Raw genomic sequence first — 18,203 nt, 5'->3', positions numbered from 1 at the left:
TTCTTTGCTGTTGTTTGGTAAAGACATTAGAGGTTTGTAAATTATGGCTACCGAGCTAGAACTTAAGTTAATGCTTCAGTCTGAGTATCTCAAGTCTGCGAGCGATTTTCTTGATGAAATTTGTGCTCTGTCTGACGATGATACTGTATCCCGCCAGCCAACTCTTAACTTAATGAATGCCTATTATGATACCGAGGATGGCCAATTGATGTTGGGGGGCATGGCATTGCGTATTCGTGCCGTCAACGATCAATTTATCCAAACGGTAAAAACGCGAGGCACAAGCCGAATAGGCATGCATGCCAGAGGTGAATGGGAGTGGCAACTGGAAAACGATTATTTGGATTTGTCTTTGTTAAAAGACGTACCGCTTCCTGATGTTTTGCAGGACATGTCGTGGAGTCGCCATTTACAACAAGCCTATCGTACCGATTTTCAGCGCCAAGTTTGGAATATCCAGCAAGGTGACACCAAGATGGAAGTGGTCTGTGATCAAGGAAAAGTCACCTCACCCTATGGGGAGGACAGCATTTGTGAGCTGGAACTTGAACTAAAAAGTGGCCCTGAAGCGGCGCTGTATGAATTTGCTTTACGCATTGCGGAGCGTGTTCCTATCCAAGTGAGTGTGGTTTCCAAAGCGCAGAAAGGTGTTCGGCTTAAGCATGGTCAGATTGAATTTCCTCAGAGGCCGATTGCTTCGGTCAGTCGTATGGCGTTAGCAGCCTATTGGTATGAGGTGTGGCTGGTCTATTGGGAGGCCATGTTCTTTATGCAGGATGAAGTATTGTTGCAGCCTTTTAGACACACAATAGGTCAATTACGACCTTGTTTGCCTACGCATTTAGATCAAGCTTTAGTCGAGTTGGATAATGCGTTGGGTGAGTTGTATAAAGCGGATGAAGACAAGGTGCTTGAATTATTGGGAGGGCTAAAATCCATTGGCTCTCTAATGCTAAAAATTGGTCAGTGGCTCAATCAACAAAGCCACTAATATGTGTGATTAAAGTGATAAAAACAGTAAGGATTGGGCCTTGTTTATACCTTCTGATAATCCCAGCTATGCGTTTTATTGTGAGTCTTTAGAAAACCGATCATTGCTGTTAGAGCAATTGCAAGAGGCGCGTTCGAGAAGTGGTTTAGACGGTTTAGATCCGGCACAGATTGCCAAGCTTGAGCCGCTTTGGCTATTGAGTGATTTTTTACACAAAATGTTTATGCGTTATCCCGCTTGGTTGGATGATGTTTTGGCATTATCAAGTTTACCTATTGCACCGACTATAGATGCGCTTATTGCTGGTGAAACCTCTTTTCTTCAAAAAAATCTAGTTGAAGAGACAGGCAAATTGTCCCGTTTGGATGAGACTCAGTTTTTACGAGCTTTGCGACTTTATCGTCAGTGGTGGATGGTGCGGCTGATTGCACTGGATTTACAGCAAAAAATAGCCTTACCCGTACTAACGGCTCATTTAAGCAAGTTAGCGGATGTGTGTGTGAATGCCAGTTTGCTTTGGAGTCAGCAGAAGTACGCTAATTTATATGGTCAGGCATTCGATAGCACAGGTAAAATCCAATCTATGATTGTGATTGGGATGGGAAAGCTTGGCGGAAATGAGCTGAATCTATCTTCTGATATTGATCTGATTTTTGCCTTCCGTGAACATGGTGATACTCAAGGCGGAAAAAAAAGTCTTTCTCATCAAGAATATTTCACCAAGTTGGGTCAAAAACTCATTCAACACCTTGATCAAGTTACATCCGAAGGCTTTGTGTTCCGCGTCGATATGCGGTTGAGACCATTTGGTCAGTCTGGTGCTTTAGTCTTGAATTTAGATTCATTGGAAAACTACTACCAAGACCAAGGTCGTGATTGGGAACGATATGCCATGATCAAAGCGCGTGTTATGGCTGGCAGTGAACAAGATGTGATGGCGTTTGAAGCCTTAAGAAAGCCTTTTGTCTATCGTAAGTATTTAGATTTTGGTGCCATTGGCGCGTTGCGGGATCTAAAGCGTATGATCGCTAAAGAAGTTCGACGTAAGGGGATTGAGCACAATATCAAGCTTGGTCAAGGCGGAATCCGAGAAGTCGAGTTCATCGCTCAGGCCTTACAAATTTTGCATGGTGGGCGAGATCAAGGTCTACAAACACCAGCCTTGTTAGAAGTTTTGCCTTATTTGGCGCAACAAGAGTATTTAAGCCAGCAAGAAACAACACAGTTACAGCAGGCTTATTTGTTGTTAAGGCGAACTGAGCATGCCTTACAGGCAATCAAAGACGAGCAAACGCAGCTCTTACCTGAGGATGATTCAGCCCGTTTGCGATTGGCCATTATGGTTGGTTTTCAGAGTTGGCAAGCCCTAACTGACGCTTTGTGGTCTGCTCGTCATCAAGTTCATGATTACTTTGTTGATTTGATCGAAGATGATGAGGAAACGGATCAAGGTAAAGAGCAGCAAGAAGCATGGCGAATTTTATTAAAAATGCCTGAAGATGGTGAGGCGATTCGAGACGCCATTGCTGACATTTCATGGCAGCAAGTGGACCTGGTTGTGCCGCGAATTTCTCAGCTATTGAGTTCGCGTACTCTAGTGTTTATGCAGCCCATTGGGCAAGAACGTTTGGCACTCTTTTTAGCGGCATTGATGAGTCGGCTTGAAGAGGAAGATAACCCAGATTTGGTGTTAGAAAGGGTGTTTCCTATCTTGGAGGCCGTGCTTCGCAGAACTGCGTATTTGGTTCTGCTGTGTGAAAACCAGACTGCATTAACGCATTTGATTCGCCTGTGTCGGGAAAGTGCTTGGTTTACTGAGGCGATCTCCACAACGCCAGCATTATTAGATGAATTATTGGATGCCAATACGTTATTTTCACCGCCTGATAAAGGCATGTTGGAAGATGAATTAAAGCAAATTTTATTGCGTTTGCCGGAAGACGATGAAGAAGCGCAGATGGATGCGATGCGTCGTTTTAGACGCTCTATTATTCTGCGAGTAGCGGCTTGTGATATCACTGGCATCTTACCGGTTATGAAAGTGAGTGATCACTTAACCTGGTTGGCGGAGGTGCTATTAGAGCAAGTGTTAAAGCAGTCTTGGTTCTATTTAACCAAAAAACATGGCTATCCTGTGAGTTATGGTGAGGCATTCCATGAGCCTCAATTGGCCATCATAGGCTATGGCAAATCTGGTGGTTGGGAGCTAGGTTATGATTCAGATTTGGACTTAGTCTTTATTCATGATGCTCAGAGTAATGGCAGTACTGATGGTACGCGTAGTATTGATAACCTGACATTCTATACACGCTTAGGGCAAAGGCTTATTCATATGATTACCAGTTTTACCGCCGCTGGTCGTTTGTATGAGGTGGACATGAGGTTGCGTCCGTCTGGTAATTCAGGTCTATTGGTATCGAGCTTAGAGGCCTTTAAAGATTATCAGCAAAAAGAGGCGTGGGTGTGGGAGCATCAAGCGTTAACTCGAGCACGAGGCTTAGCCGGTGATCCCGCGTTATTGAACCGATTCGAAGAGTGTCGAAAAGGCATCATAGCGACCGTTCGTGATCGATCAGTACTAAGAGCCGAAGTCATCAAAATGCGTGAAAAAATGCGCTCGCATTTGGATACGGGAAGTAAAGAGAAAGGCTTTGATTTAAAGCAGGGCGCTGGTGGCATTATTGATATTGAATTCATGGTGCAATATTTTGTCTTGGCTTGGTCTTGCCAACACCCAGAACTCATGGCTTATTCAGACAATGTTCGACAACTGGAGGCGTTATCAGAGCTTGGTCTGCTGCCTGCAGATAAAGTGGCGGGTATGATTGAGACTTATACTCTGTTTCGATCTCGGACTCATCGTCAAGCTTTACAGAAGCAAGGCCGAGTTGTGCAGTCTGAAGATTTACAAGCAAACCAAAGCTTGATCAATGGGTTGTGGGAAACGTTTGTGGATAATGAGCAGATTTAGCGGCATTCAAAAGAGAGAAACTGAAAAACGGTTCGTAAATTCAATTGTTATCCACTATACTTTTGCTACTGACTGTTTTTTGAGCAGATCTTGGTTAGAGGTTTTATAAACATCTATCTCAACGCTAAAGGCGGGAGAAAGGAGGAAGCATGGCAGAAGTTAACGGTGTTAGTGGTGGACCTGCGATGGACTATGCGAGAGAAGTGTATCAGGCGAGTTTAGCAAAAGCCGCGCAGCAGCAGGAAGCTCAGCAAAATTTGCAGTTGTTAGAGCGTGCAACAGAGCCAACGACGCCAGCAGCAAGCAGTGGCTCGCATACGACAACAGATAACCTAGGGCAGAACATCAACATTAATGTGTGATGGTAGCGAGTACCAAAGCCTTAGTCGATCATTTAAAAAAGCCCCAGCAAGTCAAACTTACTGGGGCTTTTTTGTGCCTAATGAGTCGTTTTTACATTAGCGTTGAGTTATCAGCAAATTGACTGTCTTCATTTGTTATTGGTTTATTATCTATCATGGCTTCAAAAGATTTTAGACGCTTATAGATAGACAGCAATTCAACAATGGTTGTCCATGAGTTGACCAAGAATTGGAAGGAGCTTTCTACTTGGTTAAAGGCATTGTTAATCTGCTGGAAAATACCAAAGGTGATCACACCTGCAACAATAGAAGGCCCCAGTGCAATGAGTGGAACTAATACGCCTGCTTGTAAATAACCGTAACGCACAACGTTGAAATACAAGTAGTGGAAGTAAAGAGTGAAGTAGTTTTTACGTACATTGCTGAACAGTTCCGCCAGTGTGATGGGTTCGGCTCTGTTTTCATTGTCCTCCCCATAAACCAATTCTTTACGATAAGCTGCTTCTACTTTTTGGTTGTTGAACTCTAGACCAGGTAATTTAATCCCAGCGAGAGCGAGTAAAACGGTGCCGATAATAGACCAAAAGAGTGCGATGAAGACAAGTGATTGAGAAACTTCGCCAATAATAGGTAGCGTTTTTATATGACCAGACAAGGCCCATAAAACAGGCAGGAAAGCCAACAGTGTCATAACCGAACCAATCAGTCTGACACCCAACCCTTCCATAATACTCGCAAAGCGCATGGTGTCTTCTTGGATACGTTGTGATGCCCCTTCAATATGACGAACTTGCTGCCATTTTGATGAATAGTATTCGGTCATCGAGGTGCGCCAGCGGAAAATATAATGGCTAACGAAAAAATTCTTTAAAACAACAATGGTGATATAGACTGCTGCAAGCCCTAAAAAAGTGCTTAGCTGGGAGTAATAGTCATTTAATGTAATGGAGTTCGGAGCAGATAGGGCTTTCTGAATAAGGTTGTAAAAAACGCCATAAAATTCGTTAAACATGACATTGAGCTGAACGCTGAACCATGTCGCAAAAATGATAATGCCTGAGCCAAGAACAGACCATTTTGCCCACTTATTACCACCAAATATCATCCAAGCTGCGATGAAAACACCATAGCAAATCAGTATGTATTGATAGAGCCAAAAGGTTTCGGCGCTTTTGGAGGCTTCTTGGAAAGCAGTTTGAGCTGCCGGATCGGCACCTGAAGCTAGGGTTTCTGGAAAGGTTAGGCCGATTAAATTACCTAAGCTTAAATAGCTTCCTAGGTCTTGCATGACTAAATACCAGCTAAGGACACCAACAAGCGCCCAGACAACAAAACTTAAAAAGAACAGTTTGGGTTTTGGAAAAAAAGAATGGAACACGTATTAGTTTCTCTATGTCTGTGGTGAGTATTGAAGCCATCCTAGCCCAACAAGTCCTAACGTATTCAAACGAGCTTAAACTAGTCCGCTGAGAAGCACAATTCATCTTGGATTAAGGAATCAGCAAAAAAGGCGATAATAGTACTCATTGATTTAATTGGTATTATGATTGACTGGACGATAAAAAGTTTTGTTCTGATAGAGGTTAATATAAAAAATCGGGCACGAGGCCCGACTTGGAATCTTATTTAATGTGCGCTATGTGATTAGGCTGCTTGAGTTTGCTCCACCACAGTGGCAATGGCTTTCTCTAGACGTGCTAAACCTTCCGCAATGTCTTGCTCTGGGATAATAAGTGACGGTGCGAATCGTAATACGTCAGGGCCAGCAACCAGAACGAACAAACCTTCTTCAGCGGCTGCCGCTAAGAATTTACCTGCATTGCCTGCGTATTGGTCCACAACTTCAGCACCGATTAATAGCCCCATACCACGAATTTCTTTAAACACATGGTATTTCTGATCAATCGCGTTTAAGCCTGCTACGAATAAATCATGACGCTTTTTCACACCTTCAAGTACTTCAGGCGTGTCAATAATGTCAACAACGGCTTCTGCAATGGCACAGGCCATTGGGTTACCACCATAAGTACTGCCGTGGGTACCAAACGTAAAGCTTTTTGCAACAGCATCTGTGGCTAACATAGCGCCAACAGGGAAGCCATTACCAAGGGATTTTGCCGAAGTCATGATGTCTGGTGTGACGCCAGTTTGCTCGTAGGCAAACAAGGTGCCTGTACGACCGACACCAGATTGCACTTCATCAAAAACCAGCAATGCGTTGTTCTGATCACAAAGCTCACGTACTTGCTTGGCGAATTCAAGGTCAGCAGGGATGATGCCACCCTCGCCTAGAATGGGCTCCATTACTACCGCACAGGTTTTGTCACTGATAATGGCTTTAAGTTGTTCGATGTTATTGTAATCACAATGTTTGATGCCAGCAGGTGTTGGCTCAAAACCTTCTTTGTATTTCGCTTGCCCGCCAACCGAAACGGTAAATAGGGTGCGGCCATGGAAAGATTTGTAAAAAGCGACAATTTCATGCTTTTCTGGACCAAAATGATCGTAAGCATAGCGACGAGCCAGTTTAAACGCCGCTTCATTTGCTTCCGCGCCACTGTTGGCGAAGAAAACACGGTCAGCAAAGGTTTTTTCCGTCAATTTTTTCGCTAGTCGCAAAGCTGGTTCGTTTGTCATCACATTAGATAAATGCCAGATTTTCCCTGCTTGCTCACGCATGACGTCGACTAGAGTTGGATTGGAATGACCTAATGCTGTGACGGCAATGCCGCCTGCAAAATCAATGTATTCTTTGTCTTCTTTGTCCCATACGCGAGAGCCTTCACCACGCACTGGAATAATTGCCGAAGGTGCGTAATTAGGAACCATTACTTCATCAAAGGTTGCTCTCGTTATTTCTTGTGTCACGTTTATGTCCTCATGAAAAAAATAGGTGGCCGCATTGACGGCCACCTATTGGTTTATATCAGATTTCTTAACTCACGAATAGCAACTGTCACCATCGTTAGGGTTAATTCGCTTTCAACTTTAATTTCGCTGAACGTCGTACGATAGTGTTTGATACTATCGTGGTTAGACTCTTTCCAGCTGGTCAGTCTTTGGTCGAGCGCTTTAATATCAGGGTTGGATTGAATAACCTCTTGGGTAAGAGTTCTTAGGCTATTATCTACTTCATCGCCTAGCCCTGCTTTTGCTCGACGTTGCCACATATCTTCAGCTGGTAATTGCGCAGCACGTTGACGTAACCAATGCAGCTCTAAGTCCATTTCAAGAGCAAAGTAAGTCTGTGCCACATCTAGGACTTCACTTTCGGTATTGCTGGCAACTCGTATGATGTCCAAACCATAGAATAGGTAATTCATAGATGACAATGTTTCCGCCATTTCTTCAGGAATGCCTTCTTTCGTCAATTCCGCCTTGATGTTGGTCAAGTGTGCTTGACTCGGTTCTGTCAGAATGGCTTGGATGTTGGCACTGATGACATCGATACCGGGTTTATAACTAGCAATTAAACGTTGAATTGACAAGCTTTCGCGAGTGTTGCGCAGTAGCCACAAGGTGGCACGTTCTAACAAGCCTTGAATGCGGATCAATAGACCGTTTAGAACCGCATTAGGAACCACAAAGTCTAAGCCGTTAATGGCCTTCCAAAGGGCTGGAATGCCAAAAATGTTTTCTGCTGCCATGTAGGCACGAACCACATTGAGAGCAGAGGCACTGGTTTCTTCCTGCATGTAGGTGCTAAAAGAAGCCCCCATGCGGTTCCCCAGGTTGTTAGTGACATGGCCTGCAATAATCTCTTGAGCCAGTGGGTGAGAAGCCATCTGGTCGCCAAAGCGTTTGGTCAGTTCGGTTGGGAAATATTGATTGATTTGAGTCATCAAATCCGCGTCTTCCCCAATGCCGTCTTCGACCAATTGCTCAGACAGTTTGATTTTAGAGTAAGCCAGCAATACTGAAATTTCTGGTCGGGTTAAGCCTTGGCCTTTGTTAAGACGTTTACGAATTTGACCGTCGGTAGGCAAGAATTCGATTTCACGATTTAAACGACCTTCGCGTACCAGCGATTGAATCAAACGCCAATGGTCAGTAAGTTTCTCTGGCGCACGTGAGTTAATTAATGACAATACATGACTTTGGCCACGGTTATGGCGTAATACTAGATCACCCACTTCGTCGGTCATTTTAGCGAGCAAGGTGTTACGTTGCTTCTCTGTCATATCGCCATTTTCAACCACTCGATTGAGTAGAATCTTAATGTTCACTTCATGGTCTGAGCTGTCAACACCGGCAGAATTGTCAATGGCGTCGGTACTAATTAACCCACCTTTTTGAGCGAATTCAATACGGCCCAATTGCGTTAAGCCAAGGTTGCCACCTTCACCCACTATGTTACAGCGCAGCTCCCTACCGTTGACACGCAAGCCATTGTTGGCGCTATCGCCCGCATCCGCATGAGATTCGGATTCGGCTTTCACATAGGTGCCGATACCACCGTTCCATAACAAATCAACAGGGGCCTTCAGTATGGTATTAATGAGATCCGTAGGCGCCATGGATTTGACATTGCCTTCAATGCCTAGGGCTTTACGAATATCCGCATTGATCGGGATGGATTTAGCGGTTCGGCTAAAGATACCACCCCCTTTAGAGATGAGTTCCTTGTTGTAATCTTCCCATGAAGAGCGCGGAAGCTTGAACAAGCGATCGCGTTCAGCAAAAGAGCTGGCCGCATCTGGCGTTGGGTCAATGAAGATGTGTAGATGGTTGAACGCTGCAATTAAGCAAGTGTGTTCGGATAACAGCATGCCGTTACCAAATACGTCACCAGCCATATCGCCAACTCCCACAGCGGTAAAGTTGGTTGTTTGACAATCAATGCCGATTTCTTTGAATTGACGTTTAACCGATTCCCAAGCGCCACGAGCTGTGATGCCCATTTTCTTGTGGTCATAACCGTTTGAACCACCTGATGCGAAGGCGTCACCTAACCAGAAACCGTATTTCTCAGAGATGCTGTTGGCCAAGTCTGAGAAGGTGGCGGTACCTTTATCCGCTGCGACCACTAAATATGGGTCATCCTCGTCATAGCGTTGAACCAAGCTTGGCGGAACGACTTGGTTTTGTACCAAGTTGTCCGTGATGTCGAGCAAACCACTAATGAAAGTGGTGTAGCAATGTACGACTTCTGCTTGTACTTCTTCTCGAGAAGCGTTTTTCTTCAGCTGTTTAGCGACAAAGCCGCCTTTCGCACCAGCGGGTACAATCACTGCATTTTTGACCATTTGTGCTTTTACTAGGCCAAGAACTTCCGTACGGAAATCTTCCATACGGTCTGACCAGCGCAAACCACCACGGGCGACTTTACCGCCACGCATGTGAACCCCTTCCACCCATGGCGCGTAGACAAAGATCTCGAACTTTGGTCGAGGCAGTGGTACGGCAGGAATTTGAGAAGGGTCTAACTTGAAAGACACATAATCTTTGATTTCGCCTTGCTCGTTATGCTGATAGAAGTTGGTTCTTAGCATGGCTTGAATAACCGACAAGTAGTGTTTCAAAATGCGGTCTTCATCGAGATTAGCCACTTGGTCCAACTCGAGATCAATTTTTTCTAATAGTTTTTGAACCTTGTCATCGCGTTTTGTCGTTTGGCTAGGATCAAAGCGTTGTTCGAAAAGCTGTACCAAAAGACGAGCAATGGTGGCGTTTTTCTCTAAGGTTTGCTGCATATATTGCAAAGAGAAAGGCAACTGTAATTGCATCAGGTATTTGGTGAGCGCACGCAGCATGGTAACTTGACGCCAAGTGAGTGAGGCGTTTAATACCAAGGCATTGAAGCGATCGTTTTCTACTCGACGAACGAATATCTGATTGAAGGCATCTTGGAATGCTTCGCGTTGCGTGTTTTTCTCAAGGTTGACGTCGGCGTCAACACTGATCGCAAATTCAACGACCCAGGTATTGGCAGTGCCGTCACCGTTTTGATCCAGTTCGTAAGGTCGGGCCTCAAGTACCCGCAAGCCCATGCACTCCAGAATTGGCAAGACATCCGACAAAATGAGAGTCGTGCCAGTACCATAGACTTTAAAGAAGTAATTGTTCTTAGCTTGGCCAACTTGACGATAAATGTGCGTGGAAATGTCGCCTTCGTCTGCTAATTGAGATAAGCGCTCAATGTCTAGAACAGCCGCATTAGGCGAGAAATCTTCACGGTATGCGGCGGGTAAATAAGGTACGTATTCAGTGTAAAGCTGATTGCCACTTTCCTCACCATTGCTTTTATGGAGAGCGGACAAGAGTTTGTCTTCCCATGAGCTCATGGCATCCTGCATTTTGCGTTGGATGTCTTCGGCATCAATGGTTGGGCTCTGCTTAGGATCGGCAATCTGAATGGTAAAGTTGACTCGAGCCAATACCAATTGAGAGAACTGCACATTGAATTCTGAGCTGGTGCCATTACAAGCGTTCATCAAAATGTCTTGCATCTTAATGCGCAGTTCCGTGTTGTAGCGATCTCTCGGAACGTAAACCAGTGCATTTAAGAAGCGGCCATAAATGTCTTTGCGTAAGAAAACGCGAAGCTGACGGCGTTCTTGAATGGCTAAGATGCTTTCAATGGTGCCGAATAACTCTTCAACAGGGGCTTGCAGCATCTCATCTCGAGGGTAGCTGTTCAGAATGTGTTTAAGATTTTTGCCCTTGTGACTGTTTGGATCAACGTTGGCTTTCTCGACAATAACATCGAGTTTTTTGCGCAGCAGTGGAATGTCTTGAAGACGAGCGATGTAAGCGGCAGACGAATACAGGCCAAAGAAGCGCCATTCGCCAATTACCTTGCCATTTTTATCAAAACGTTTAATGCCAAGATAGTCAAGATGAACAGGACGATGGACTGTTGAAATGGCGGTCGATTTTGTCAAGATAAGAATGTTACTGCTGTCGACAGCCAAACTAGCCAGATTGTCTTGTAGTACAATGTCACGCTTCACTTTCTTATCATTTGCATCACGGAAAGTACCTAAACCTGAACCTTCCACTAGTTTTAGGTGTGTTTCATTCCCTTCTTTGGTTAGGTCATAAGCGCGGAAACCGATAAAGGTAAAATGATTGTTTTCTACCCAACGCAGGAAATCGAGGATTTCTTGATGTTCTTTATTGCCTTTTAAGTGAGGGAGTTGCTCCGATTCGCGGATGACCTCGTTCATGTGCGCTTTCATTTGAGGCCAATCAGTTACGGTTTTGCTAACGTCGGCTAAGCTCTTAATAATTTCATCTTTAATCTGATCTAATAAATTCGCGTCAGATAGGCGGTCGATTTCAAAACGGATTAAGGCTTCAAAGTGTTTCGAAGTAGGATTTATGCTTTGAAGTTCACCCTTTTTATTACGTTCCACAGGAATGGCTGGGTGAGCGGTAAGGTGAATAGTGTGTCCAAGACGAACCAGTGCCATATTGAAAGAGGAAACAAGGAAAGGCATGTCTTCCGCTAAAATTTCAATCACAGTATGTGTTGATTGCCAGCTGTGCTCTTCATAGTTGGGATTGTAAACACGTACTTTTGGTTTTTGTGGAGTTTTTTGTTTTAGGAAATCCCACAAACACACAATGGTGCCGTAAAGGTTTTCAATGCTTTCGTTTGCCAAGTCTTCCGTTAAAGAGTCCTGGAAGTATAGGCGGGTTAATTGAATCAAATCATTCGCATCGGCACTACCAAAGTGGTCGTTAATTTCTAACTCAACGCGTTCAATTAATTCGTTTTTTTTATGGTCAGTCATGTGAACTCAATCCCTCATGAGTGTTGGGTCTTTTTAAAACTAGTTGTAAAAGTGACTTAATGGAAGTTTTGTTTTCGGACTCTGTTTATGATTATTATAAAAATTTAACCTCTTTAATAGTTATCTAGTTTTCTAATTGCGACATTCTTTTTTTATAATCGGTTTGCTCTTCCGTAAAACTCCGTCATAATATGAAAAAAGCCTCTGTTATCCATTTTAAACGAAATAAACCCCTTTTTAGCCCATAGTTCACAGGATAATATTTTGTACAAGAGCGAATTCGCATCAAGAGAAATCATGCAGGCGAGTAAAAAACCACAAAAATATGGTTTTTTACTCCTGCCTAACTATTCTATGTTGGGTTTTTCGTCTGCCATTGAAACTTTGCATATGGCGAACTGGGTGACCGGAAAAGAGCTCTATTCTTTTTGTACAATTAGTCATGAAAGTCGTGAAGTGCCTTCTAATACAGGGGTTATAAGCTTAGCGGATTACCTGACGAGTGATGCTCCAAGTGGTTTGGATGCGATTTTTGTCTGCGGCGCATCACCAGTGACAAAAAACGAAAATAAGACTTTAGAAAATTGGATTAAAAAACAAGCCGATAAAAGGATTTCTTTGGGTGGGATCTGTACCGGTAGCTACCTTTTAGCGAAAACCGGCTTGTTGGATGGGTATCGTGCCACTATCCATTGGTGGAGCATTGCCAACTTACGAGATGAATTTCCGCAAACCAAAGTGTCGGATCATTTATTTGAAGTTGATCAGGATCGATATACTTGTAGTGGCGGTACGGCTGCCATGGACATGATGTTGTTTTTGATTGGTAAGCAACATGGCATGTTGTTGGCGAGTAATATTTCCGAGCAATTTGTCTGTGAGCGTATTCGTGCGCATGATGATCCACAACGAATTCCATTACAGGCGCGCATTGGTAGTGGCCAACCAAAGTTAGTGGAAGCGGTACAGTTGATGGAGGCGAATATTGAAGAACCTTTGTCTTCTGAAGACATTGCTTATCACTTAGGCATTTCGCGTCGTCACTTAGAGCGACTCTTTAAAACGCATCTGGAAGTGGTGCCATCACGCTATTATTTGGAATTAAGGTTGCAGCAAGCAAAACAGCGTTTGCTTAACACGGATAAGTCGATCACAGAAATAGGGCAGGATTGTGGCTTTGGTTCTGCGCCACATTTTAGTACCACCTACAAAAATTTTTTTGGTATGACCCCAAGAGATGAGCGCAGTAGGCAAGGTAGCATGGTAGCAGAAGTGGTGCCAAATAATCGGAAGAAACGCCAACTCTGGAAGCGTTGAAAAAACAAAGGCTCAAAAAAAGCCCGTCTTAAAATGAAAACGGGCGATTTGATAGACTGATGTGTATTGCTTTAAATGGCTTCCGCACCTGTTTCACCCGTACGGATACGAATGATTTGTTCTAAAGCCGTAACAAATATTTTACCATCGCCAATTTTACCAGTATTAGCACTGTTTTGAATGACTTCAAGAGCACGTTCAACTTGGTCGGTTTCCACCGCAAGCTCTAATTTGACTTTAGGCAGGAAGTCCACCACATACTCAGCACCGCGGTACAGTTCAGTATGACCACGTTGGCGACCAAATCCTTTTACTTCCGTCACTGTGATGCCGTTAATGCCAATTTCAGAAAGCGCCTCGCGAACTTCGTCTAGTTTAAAGGGCTTAACAATGGCTGTGATTAATTTCATTATTTTCTCTCCATTCTGATAAAGCGTTCATTGCATAAAAATAACACTCTCTTGCCAAAGTCGCCACAATCTCGACGGATATACCCTGTATTTCAAACAGATTAAAGCCCGTTCATGGCATCTAGGTCATCGTATTTGGCTTCATGGTATTGGCGGCCAAGATTATGCACTGCATCAATTAGGTATTTGGGATGATCTGGGTTCACAAATTGATGAATGCCATGGCCTAGATTAAACACGTGACCGCTACCATGGCCAAAGCTTGAAAGTACCGCTTCTACTTCGCGTTCAATGACGTCCTGATCAGCATACAGTACGCATGGGTCGATGTTGCCTTGTAATGCGACTTGTTTGCCAACTCTTGCTCTGGCTTCCCCTATGTCTGTTGTCCAATCCAATCCTAGGGCATCAGGACCTGTTGCGGCGATGTTTTCAAGCCATTGGCCGCCATTTTTAGTAAACAAAATGACAGGGATTTTCTGACCCTTGTGTTCACGAATGAGTCCGTCCATGATTTGCTTCATGTACAGCAAGGAAAATTGTTGATACATAGGACCACTGAGCACACCGCCCCAAGTGTCGAAAATTTGTATCGCTTGAGCACCGGCTTTGATCTGGCCATTTAGGTAGTGAGTGACGGATTGAGCCAGCTTATGCAATAACGTATGCAGAGTTTTTGGGGATTGATACATCATCGCTTTAATGTGACGGAAGTCTTTACTAGAACCCCCTTCAACCATGTAGGTGGCCAATGTCCAGGGGCTACCTGAAAAACCGATCAGCGGCACCTGTCCATTTAATGCATGGCGAATGGTGGTTACGGCTTTCATGACATAATCTAAGTCACCTTCTGTCGTAACTGGTAAGGCATCAATGTCGGCTTGAGTACGCATGATGTGTTTGAATTTTGGTCCTTCACCAGCTTCAAAGTACAAGCCCAGACCCATCGCATCCGGGATGGTTAGAATGTCTGAAAACAAAATAGCCGCATCTAAATCGTAACGTTTTAGTGGCTGTAAGGTGACCTCACAAGCAAATGCGTCATTTTTACATAGACTCAAAAAGTCTCCTGCGGTGGCTCGGCTTGCTCGGTATTCAGGCAAGTAGCGTCCAGCTTGTCTCATCATCCAAACAGGCGTGGTGTCCACTGGCTGTTTGAGTAGGGCGCGCAGGAAGCGGTCATTTTTGAGTTCAGGAAACATTAAGCTCTCCAGTGTGAATAGTGATTTGGCGCATTTTACCTAAATTGATCAAGAATTCAGAGTAAATAAGTAGAATTTATAACGGCTTTTAAGGAAAAGGCCAATAGCATTGATTTATAGCAGGATTTAATGGCTGCAACTAACGGTGACATAACTCAATCGCCAAGGTAGCGTTTTAAACTGTATTGCTGAACACGTTGTGCGGCATTGTTGATGTCGCCATTCGAGTGTAACTCTTTCAGTACGTCTGGGAAAAGTTTGCGAGTCTGTGTGACATTCATGCCGGGCTTAATGTGGCGAGAGTAAAGTGCTTTCAGCAAAATGTAATCGAGTGGACTTAAATAAGTATCGACACTGACATCGTTAAAAACGGAAGGGAATACATCGTTTGAATCATTAGGAAGGCCCAGTAATTGAGTGATTTCCTCGACAATGCAATCTAAAAAACGAGCTTTACGACGAGCGTAATCTACCGGGATGATAATAGCGCCACGAGTTATTTCATAGTGACTATTGCGGCGAAAATTGCCGAGACAGATGGCTTCATCTAACGCCGCACGTATGTTCTCTGGGTCACCAATGTATTGCCTTACCTTATCTTCAAGTTGGTCATACTTGGTAAAAATGACAAAGATGTTGGCGTCCGATGTATGTTGAGTGAAATCAATGGACAGACCTGTAATGTACGCCAGATGCTGAGCATGTACGCTCAATAATTCTTTTTGTAGTTTAGCGTCACCAGCATCGCTTTCAAAATACAAACGAATGGGTTTTTTCCAGCGAATGATCTTAGGGTAGTTGGTTTCTTTGTATTCCCTTTGTAGGGCAATTTTAATGAAGCTGTCTTCAATATAAGAATCGTCCTGCCATCGTTCTTTGGCAACACTGACGGCACTGCTAAGTATGGCGAAGATAAGGATTAAACAACGTATCACATTAAGGTTAATTTGGATCATCTGGCTGGGCGCTAGTAAGTTTGTTGGCATAGTGTCGTAATGCATCGAAAGAATCCGGTGTGAAATCCAAATGATCAGGGTTATCTAAAATAGTCTGAATACTCATTTCATGAATCGACGCCACTTCTTTTGGTTGCAGTGTTAAGGGGCCATGTGTTTCGGGATGATAGTGACAAGTATAGATCTTTCCCCAAATTTTGAAGCCTTTTCCTTGAGTGAAAAAAACGCCTTGGCTTTGCAGTGGTGCATCAAAGCCTAATTCTTCTTCTAATTCACGGTGTGCGGATTCAATATAGGACTCACCTTTGGCCACTACGCCACCTGTGGTCACGCCATAAAAGCTAGGGCAAAAGGCTTTATCATCAGTACGTTTTTGCACGAGTAAATTGCCATTTTCAGTGAAGACTAAAATGTAAGTGACACGGTGGTGATCTTTGCCAAAGTTCATTAGTCGGCGCGGCACGTCGCCAATGATGTGATTGTGTTGGTCGACTAAAATAATGACTTCGTCATTCACTGGCATAAATTACTCATTGATAGGCGGAACGGATAGAAAGCGAAAGGGTATCGGCATTTGTGTGGAAAGAAAAGCCTTAGCTAGGGAAAGTACGAACAAGTTCACTGGCTACGGCAACGTGCTCCTCGGCAACCACTCCTGCGTTGCCCTACTACACCACATCCTTGTGGTTATGCGTTGCTCTAATCCCCTACATCCATATAGGGGTCAGCGTGGGAATAACTCTTTTTTATTCGAGGCAAGTTTCGCCGTCCAATATCAGTATATTGGCAACAAGCTTAACAAAGAATAAAGAGAGCTTAGCCCACGCCCTTCAGGTCTTTCAGAGAAACGGCCTCTCTGTGTTAAGAGTGATTGAAAGGTATTAACCTTCCTGCTCACTCTTGCCTTGATAGGCCGTTTCTCTGATAAGACTGACGTTCAGAAGACTTATTCGCACTTTCCCTAGGGTTCTGATGTGATGAAATGGGCTTTATGGAAGTCATGTTTAATAAATGCGACTTAATATTATGTATTTTCGGCGAACACTGATGTGCGATGCTCATTTTGGTGATTTATCCGTATCATGTTCTTGTATATGGGGGCTGTAAAGTACCTGGTAAGAGATGTGTTTCGTTAGAAAGGCATTGAGTGAGTGGCGCATGTCGATAAAGATAGAGAGTGAGAAGATGAGTAAAATGGGAGCTGTATGATAGCGAACAATGATTTTTTGGCTTATACCTTAGCGTATCCCGAACGAAATGACGTTTTTGATTTTGTTTTTCCTTCTGGCCATGCTCGTATCGAAGGAGCTGGTATCCTGTGCCTAGAACCCGAAAAACAGCAAAGCAAGGTCAGTCTAGTATTATCCGTTGGCATTCATGGCAATGAAACTGGTCCGATCGAATTAGTGAATGGCTTGGTTAAGTCTATTTTAGTGGGGGACTTAGTCTTAGGCATTCGTCTGTTGTTTATCATTGGTAATCCTCGATCGGCGGTAAAAGCTCAGCGTTTCTGCGATGTGAATTTAAATCGTTTGTTCTGCGATGTGAATTTAAATCGTTTGTTCTGTGGTTCATGGCAATCACAGCAAGGGTACGAAATACAACGGGCGCAACAGTTAGAGTCATCGGTTAAGACTTTTTTTGAAGCGGTTGAGGGCGTTGGTGCGCAAAGATTACATTATGACCTCCATACAGCCATACGTGGTTCGATTTATGAAAAGTTTGCCGTACACCCATTTGTGCCAGAGGAGACCTATCAGCAACAGCAGTTGGCTTTTTTGGCGGCTTGTGGCATTGAAGCTGTGTTGTTTTCTCATCAGCCAACGACCACTTTTTCTTATCACAGCTTTGCACAGCATAGCGCGCAGGCTTTCACCATAGAATTGGGCAAGGTTCGTGTGTTTGGTGAAAATGATTTGTCCTCCTTCGCGCTCATGAAGCAGTCTTTGGTTGTGTTGCTGGTAACAGGGGTGTTAGCTCAAGGTCGTTTGTCGGCATTGAGCTTATACGAAGTGCTCGACAGTTTGATCAAGGATCATGACAGCTATCGATTGAATATAGCGGACGAATTGGAAAATTTTACCCCTTTCAAGCAATATTTTTGTCTGGCGGAATCGCTTGAACAGCGTTATATCGTTAAGCAAACAGGGGATGCCATTGTGTTTCCAAATACCAAATTACCTGTTGGGCAGCGTGCTGGCTTAGTCGTGCGCTCAAAGCCTATGTCTGCGTTTAATTTTCAATAAGCTGAGAAT

The 18,203-nt window shown here is 43.9% G+C and carries 12 protein-coding genes; 5 read left to right on the top strand and 7 right to left on the bottom strand.

All coding sequences use genetic code 11. From position 1 onward, the window contains the following. Window positions 1–43: 43 nt before the first annotated feature. The 3 genes from MAR181_RS13940 (at window position 44) to MAR181_RS13930 (ending at window position 4,324) form a co-directional block, all read left to right on the top strand. A complete protein-coding gene (locus MAR181_RS13940) occupies window positions 44–991 on the top strand; it encodes a CYTH domain-containing protein (protein WP_013797241.1) in 948 nt (315 codons plus the stop codon). A 40-nt stretch (window positions 992–1,031) separates the two neighbouring features. Beyond that, window positions 1,032–3,962: a bifunctional [glutamate--ammonia ligase]-adenylyl-L-tyrosine phosphorylase/[glutamate--ammonia-ligase] adenylyltransferase gene (gene glnE, locus MAR181_RS13935; RefSeq protein ID WP_013797240.1), complete on the top strand. Its 2,931-nt coding sequence runs from the start codon at window positions 1,032–1,034 to the stop codon at window positions 3,960–3,962. A gap of 149 nt (window positions 3,963–4,111) precedes the next feature. After that, window positions 4,112–4,324: a hypothetical protein gene (locus tag MAR181_RS13930; RefSeq protein WP_013797239.1), complete on the top strand. Its 213-nt coding sequence runs from the start codon at window positions 4,112–4,114 to the stop codon at window positions 4,322–4,324. Window positions 4,325–4,415: 91 nt separating this feature from the next. Here MAR181_RS13930 and sbmA read toward each other — a convergent pair whose 3' ends face one another. From sbmA to MAR181_RS13915, 3 genes are all read right to left on the bottom strand, one after another. Further along, a complete protein-coding gene (gene sbmA, locus MAR181_RS13925; RefSeq protein ID WP_013797237.1) occupies window positions 4,416–5,702 on the bottom strand; it encodes a peptide antibiotic transporter SbmA in 1,287 nt (428 codons plus the stop codon). Window positions 5,703–5,968: 266 nt separating this feature from the next. Further along, window positions 5,969–7,192: an aspartate aminotransferase family protein gene (locus MAR181_RS13920; protein ID WP_013797236.1), complete on the bottom strand. Its 1,224-nt coding sequence runs from the start codon at window positions 7,190–7,192 to the stop codon at window positions 5,969–5,971. 53 nt (window positions 7,193–7,245) lie between these two features. Then, window positions 7,246–12,063, bottom strand: coding sequence for an NAD-glutamate dehydrogenase (locus tag MAR181_RS13915; RefSeq protein ID WP_013797235.1), 4,818 nt, complete (start codon window positions 12,061–12,063; stop codon window positions 7,246–7,248). A 297-nt stretch (window positions 12,064–12,360) separates the two neighbouring features. Between MAR181_RS13915 and MAR181_RS13910 the strand changes: the two genes are divergently transcribed. Further along, entirely contained in the window at window positions 12,361–13,380 is a 1,020-nt protein-coding gene (locus tag MAR181_RS13910) for a GlxA family transcriptional regulator (protein ID WP_041651360.1), read from the top strand. Window positions 13,381–13,451: 71 nt separating this feature from the next. Here the strand turns inward: MAR181_RS13910 and MAR181_RS13905 are convergent, their stop codons facing one another. From MAR181_RS13905 to MAR181_RS13890, 4 genes are all read right to left on the bottom strand, one after another. Next, complete coding sequence (locus tag MAR181_RS13905; protein WP_013797233.1) at window positions 13,452–13,790, bottom strand: P-II family nitrogen regulator; 339 nt, start codon at window positions 13,788–13,790, stop codon at window positions 13,452–13,454. A gap of 101 nt (window positions 13,791–13,891) precedes the next feature. Further along, window positions 13,892–14,992 carry a uroporphyrinogen decarboxylase gene (gene hemE / locus MAR181_RS13900; RefSeq protein WP_013797232.1) on the bottom strand — a complete coding sequence of 367 codons (1,101 nt, stop codon included), beginning with the start codon at window positions 14,990–14,992 and terminating at the stop codon, window positions 13,892–13,894. 155 nt (window positions 14,993–15,147) lie between these two features. Further along, window positions 15,148–15,993 carry a DUF2927 domain-containing protein gene (locus MAR181_RS13895; RefSeq protein ID WP_245546164.1) on the bottom strand — a complete coding sequence of 282 codons (846 nt, stop codon included), beginning with the start codon at window positions 15,991–15,993 and terminating at the stop codon, window positions 15,148–15,150. After that, window positions 15,935–16,471, bottom strand: a complete 537-nt coding sequence (locus MAR181_RS13890; RefSeq protein WP_013797230.1) for an NUDIX hydrolase — start codon at window positions 16,469–16,471, stop codon at window positions 15,935–15,937. Before MAR181_RS13890 ends, MAR181_RS13895 begins: the two co-directional genes overlap by 59 nt. 682 nt (window positions 16,472–17,153) lie before the next feature. Between MAR181_RS13890 and MAR181_RS13885 the strand changes: the two genes are divergently transcribed. Beyond that, window positions 17,154–18,194, top strand: a complete 1,041-nt coding sequence (locus tag MAR181_RS13885) for a succinylglutamate desuccinylase (protein ID WP_013797229.1) — start codon at window positions 17,154–17,156, stop codon at window positions 18,192–18,194. Window positions 18,195–18,203 lie beyond the last annotated feature (9 nt).

Source organism: Marinomonas posidonica IVIA-Po-181 (assembly GCF_000214215.1).
Taxonomy (GTDB): domain Bacteria; phylum Pseudomonadota; class Gammaproteobacteria; order Pseudomonadales; family Marinomonadaceae; genus Marinomonas; species Marinomonas posidonica.
The sequence above is the reverse complement of the archived record's forward strand: the minus strand, read 5'-3'. Positions and strand labels throughout refer to the sequence as shown.

Coding starts and splice junctions, on each gene's coding strand:
- MAR181_RS13940 (WP_013797241.1), top strand. CDS start 44: ATGGCTACCGAGCTAGAACTTAAGTTAATGCTTCAGTCTGAGTATCTC.
- MAR181_RS13885 (WP_013797229.1), top strand. CDS start 17,154: ATGATAGCGAACAATGATTTTTTGGCTTATACCTTAGCGTATCCCGAA.
- MAR181_RS13895 (WP_245546164.1), bottom strand. CDS start 15,993: ATGCATTACGACACTATGCCAACAAACTTACTAGCGCCCAGCCAGATG.
- MAR181_RS13910 (WP_041651360.1), top strand. CDS start 12,361: ATGCAGGCGAGTAAAAAACCACAAAAATATGGTTTTTTACTCCTGCCT.
- hemE (WP_013797232.1), bottom strand. CDS start 14,992: ATGTTTCCTGAACTCAAAAATGACCGCTTCCTGCGCGCCCTACTCAAA.
- MAR181_RS13890 (WP_013797230.1), bottom strand. CDS start 16,471: ATGCCAGTGAATGACGAAGTCATTATTTTAGTCGACCAACACAATCAC.
- MAR181_RS13905 (WP_013797233.1), bottom strand. CDS start 13,790: ATGAAATTAATCACAGCCATTGTTAAGCCCTTTAAACTAGACGAAGTT.
- MAR181_RS13915 (WP_013797235.1), bottom strand. CDS start 12,063: ATGACTGACCATAAAAAAAACGAATTAATTGAACGCGTTGAGTTAGAA.
- MAR181_RS13930 (WP_013797239.1), top strand. CDS start 4,112: ATGGCAGAAGTTAACGGTGTTAGTGGTGGACCTGCGATGGACTATGCG.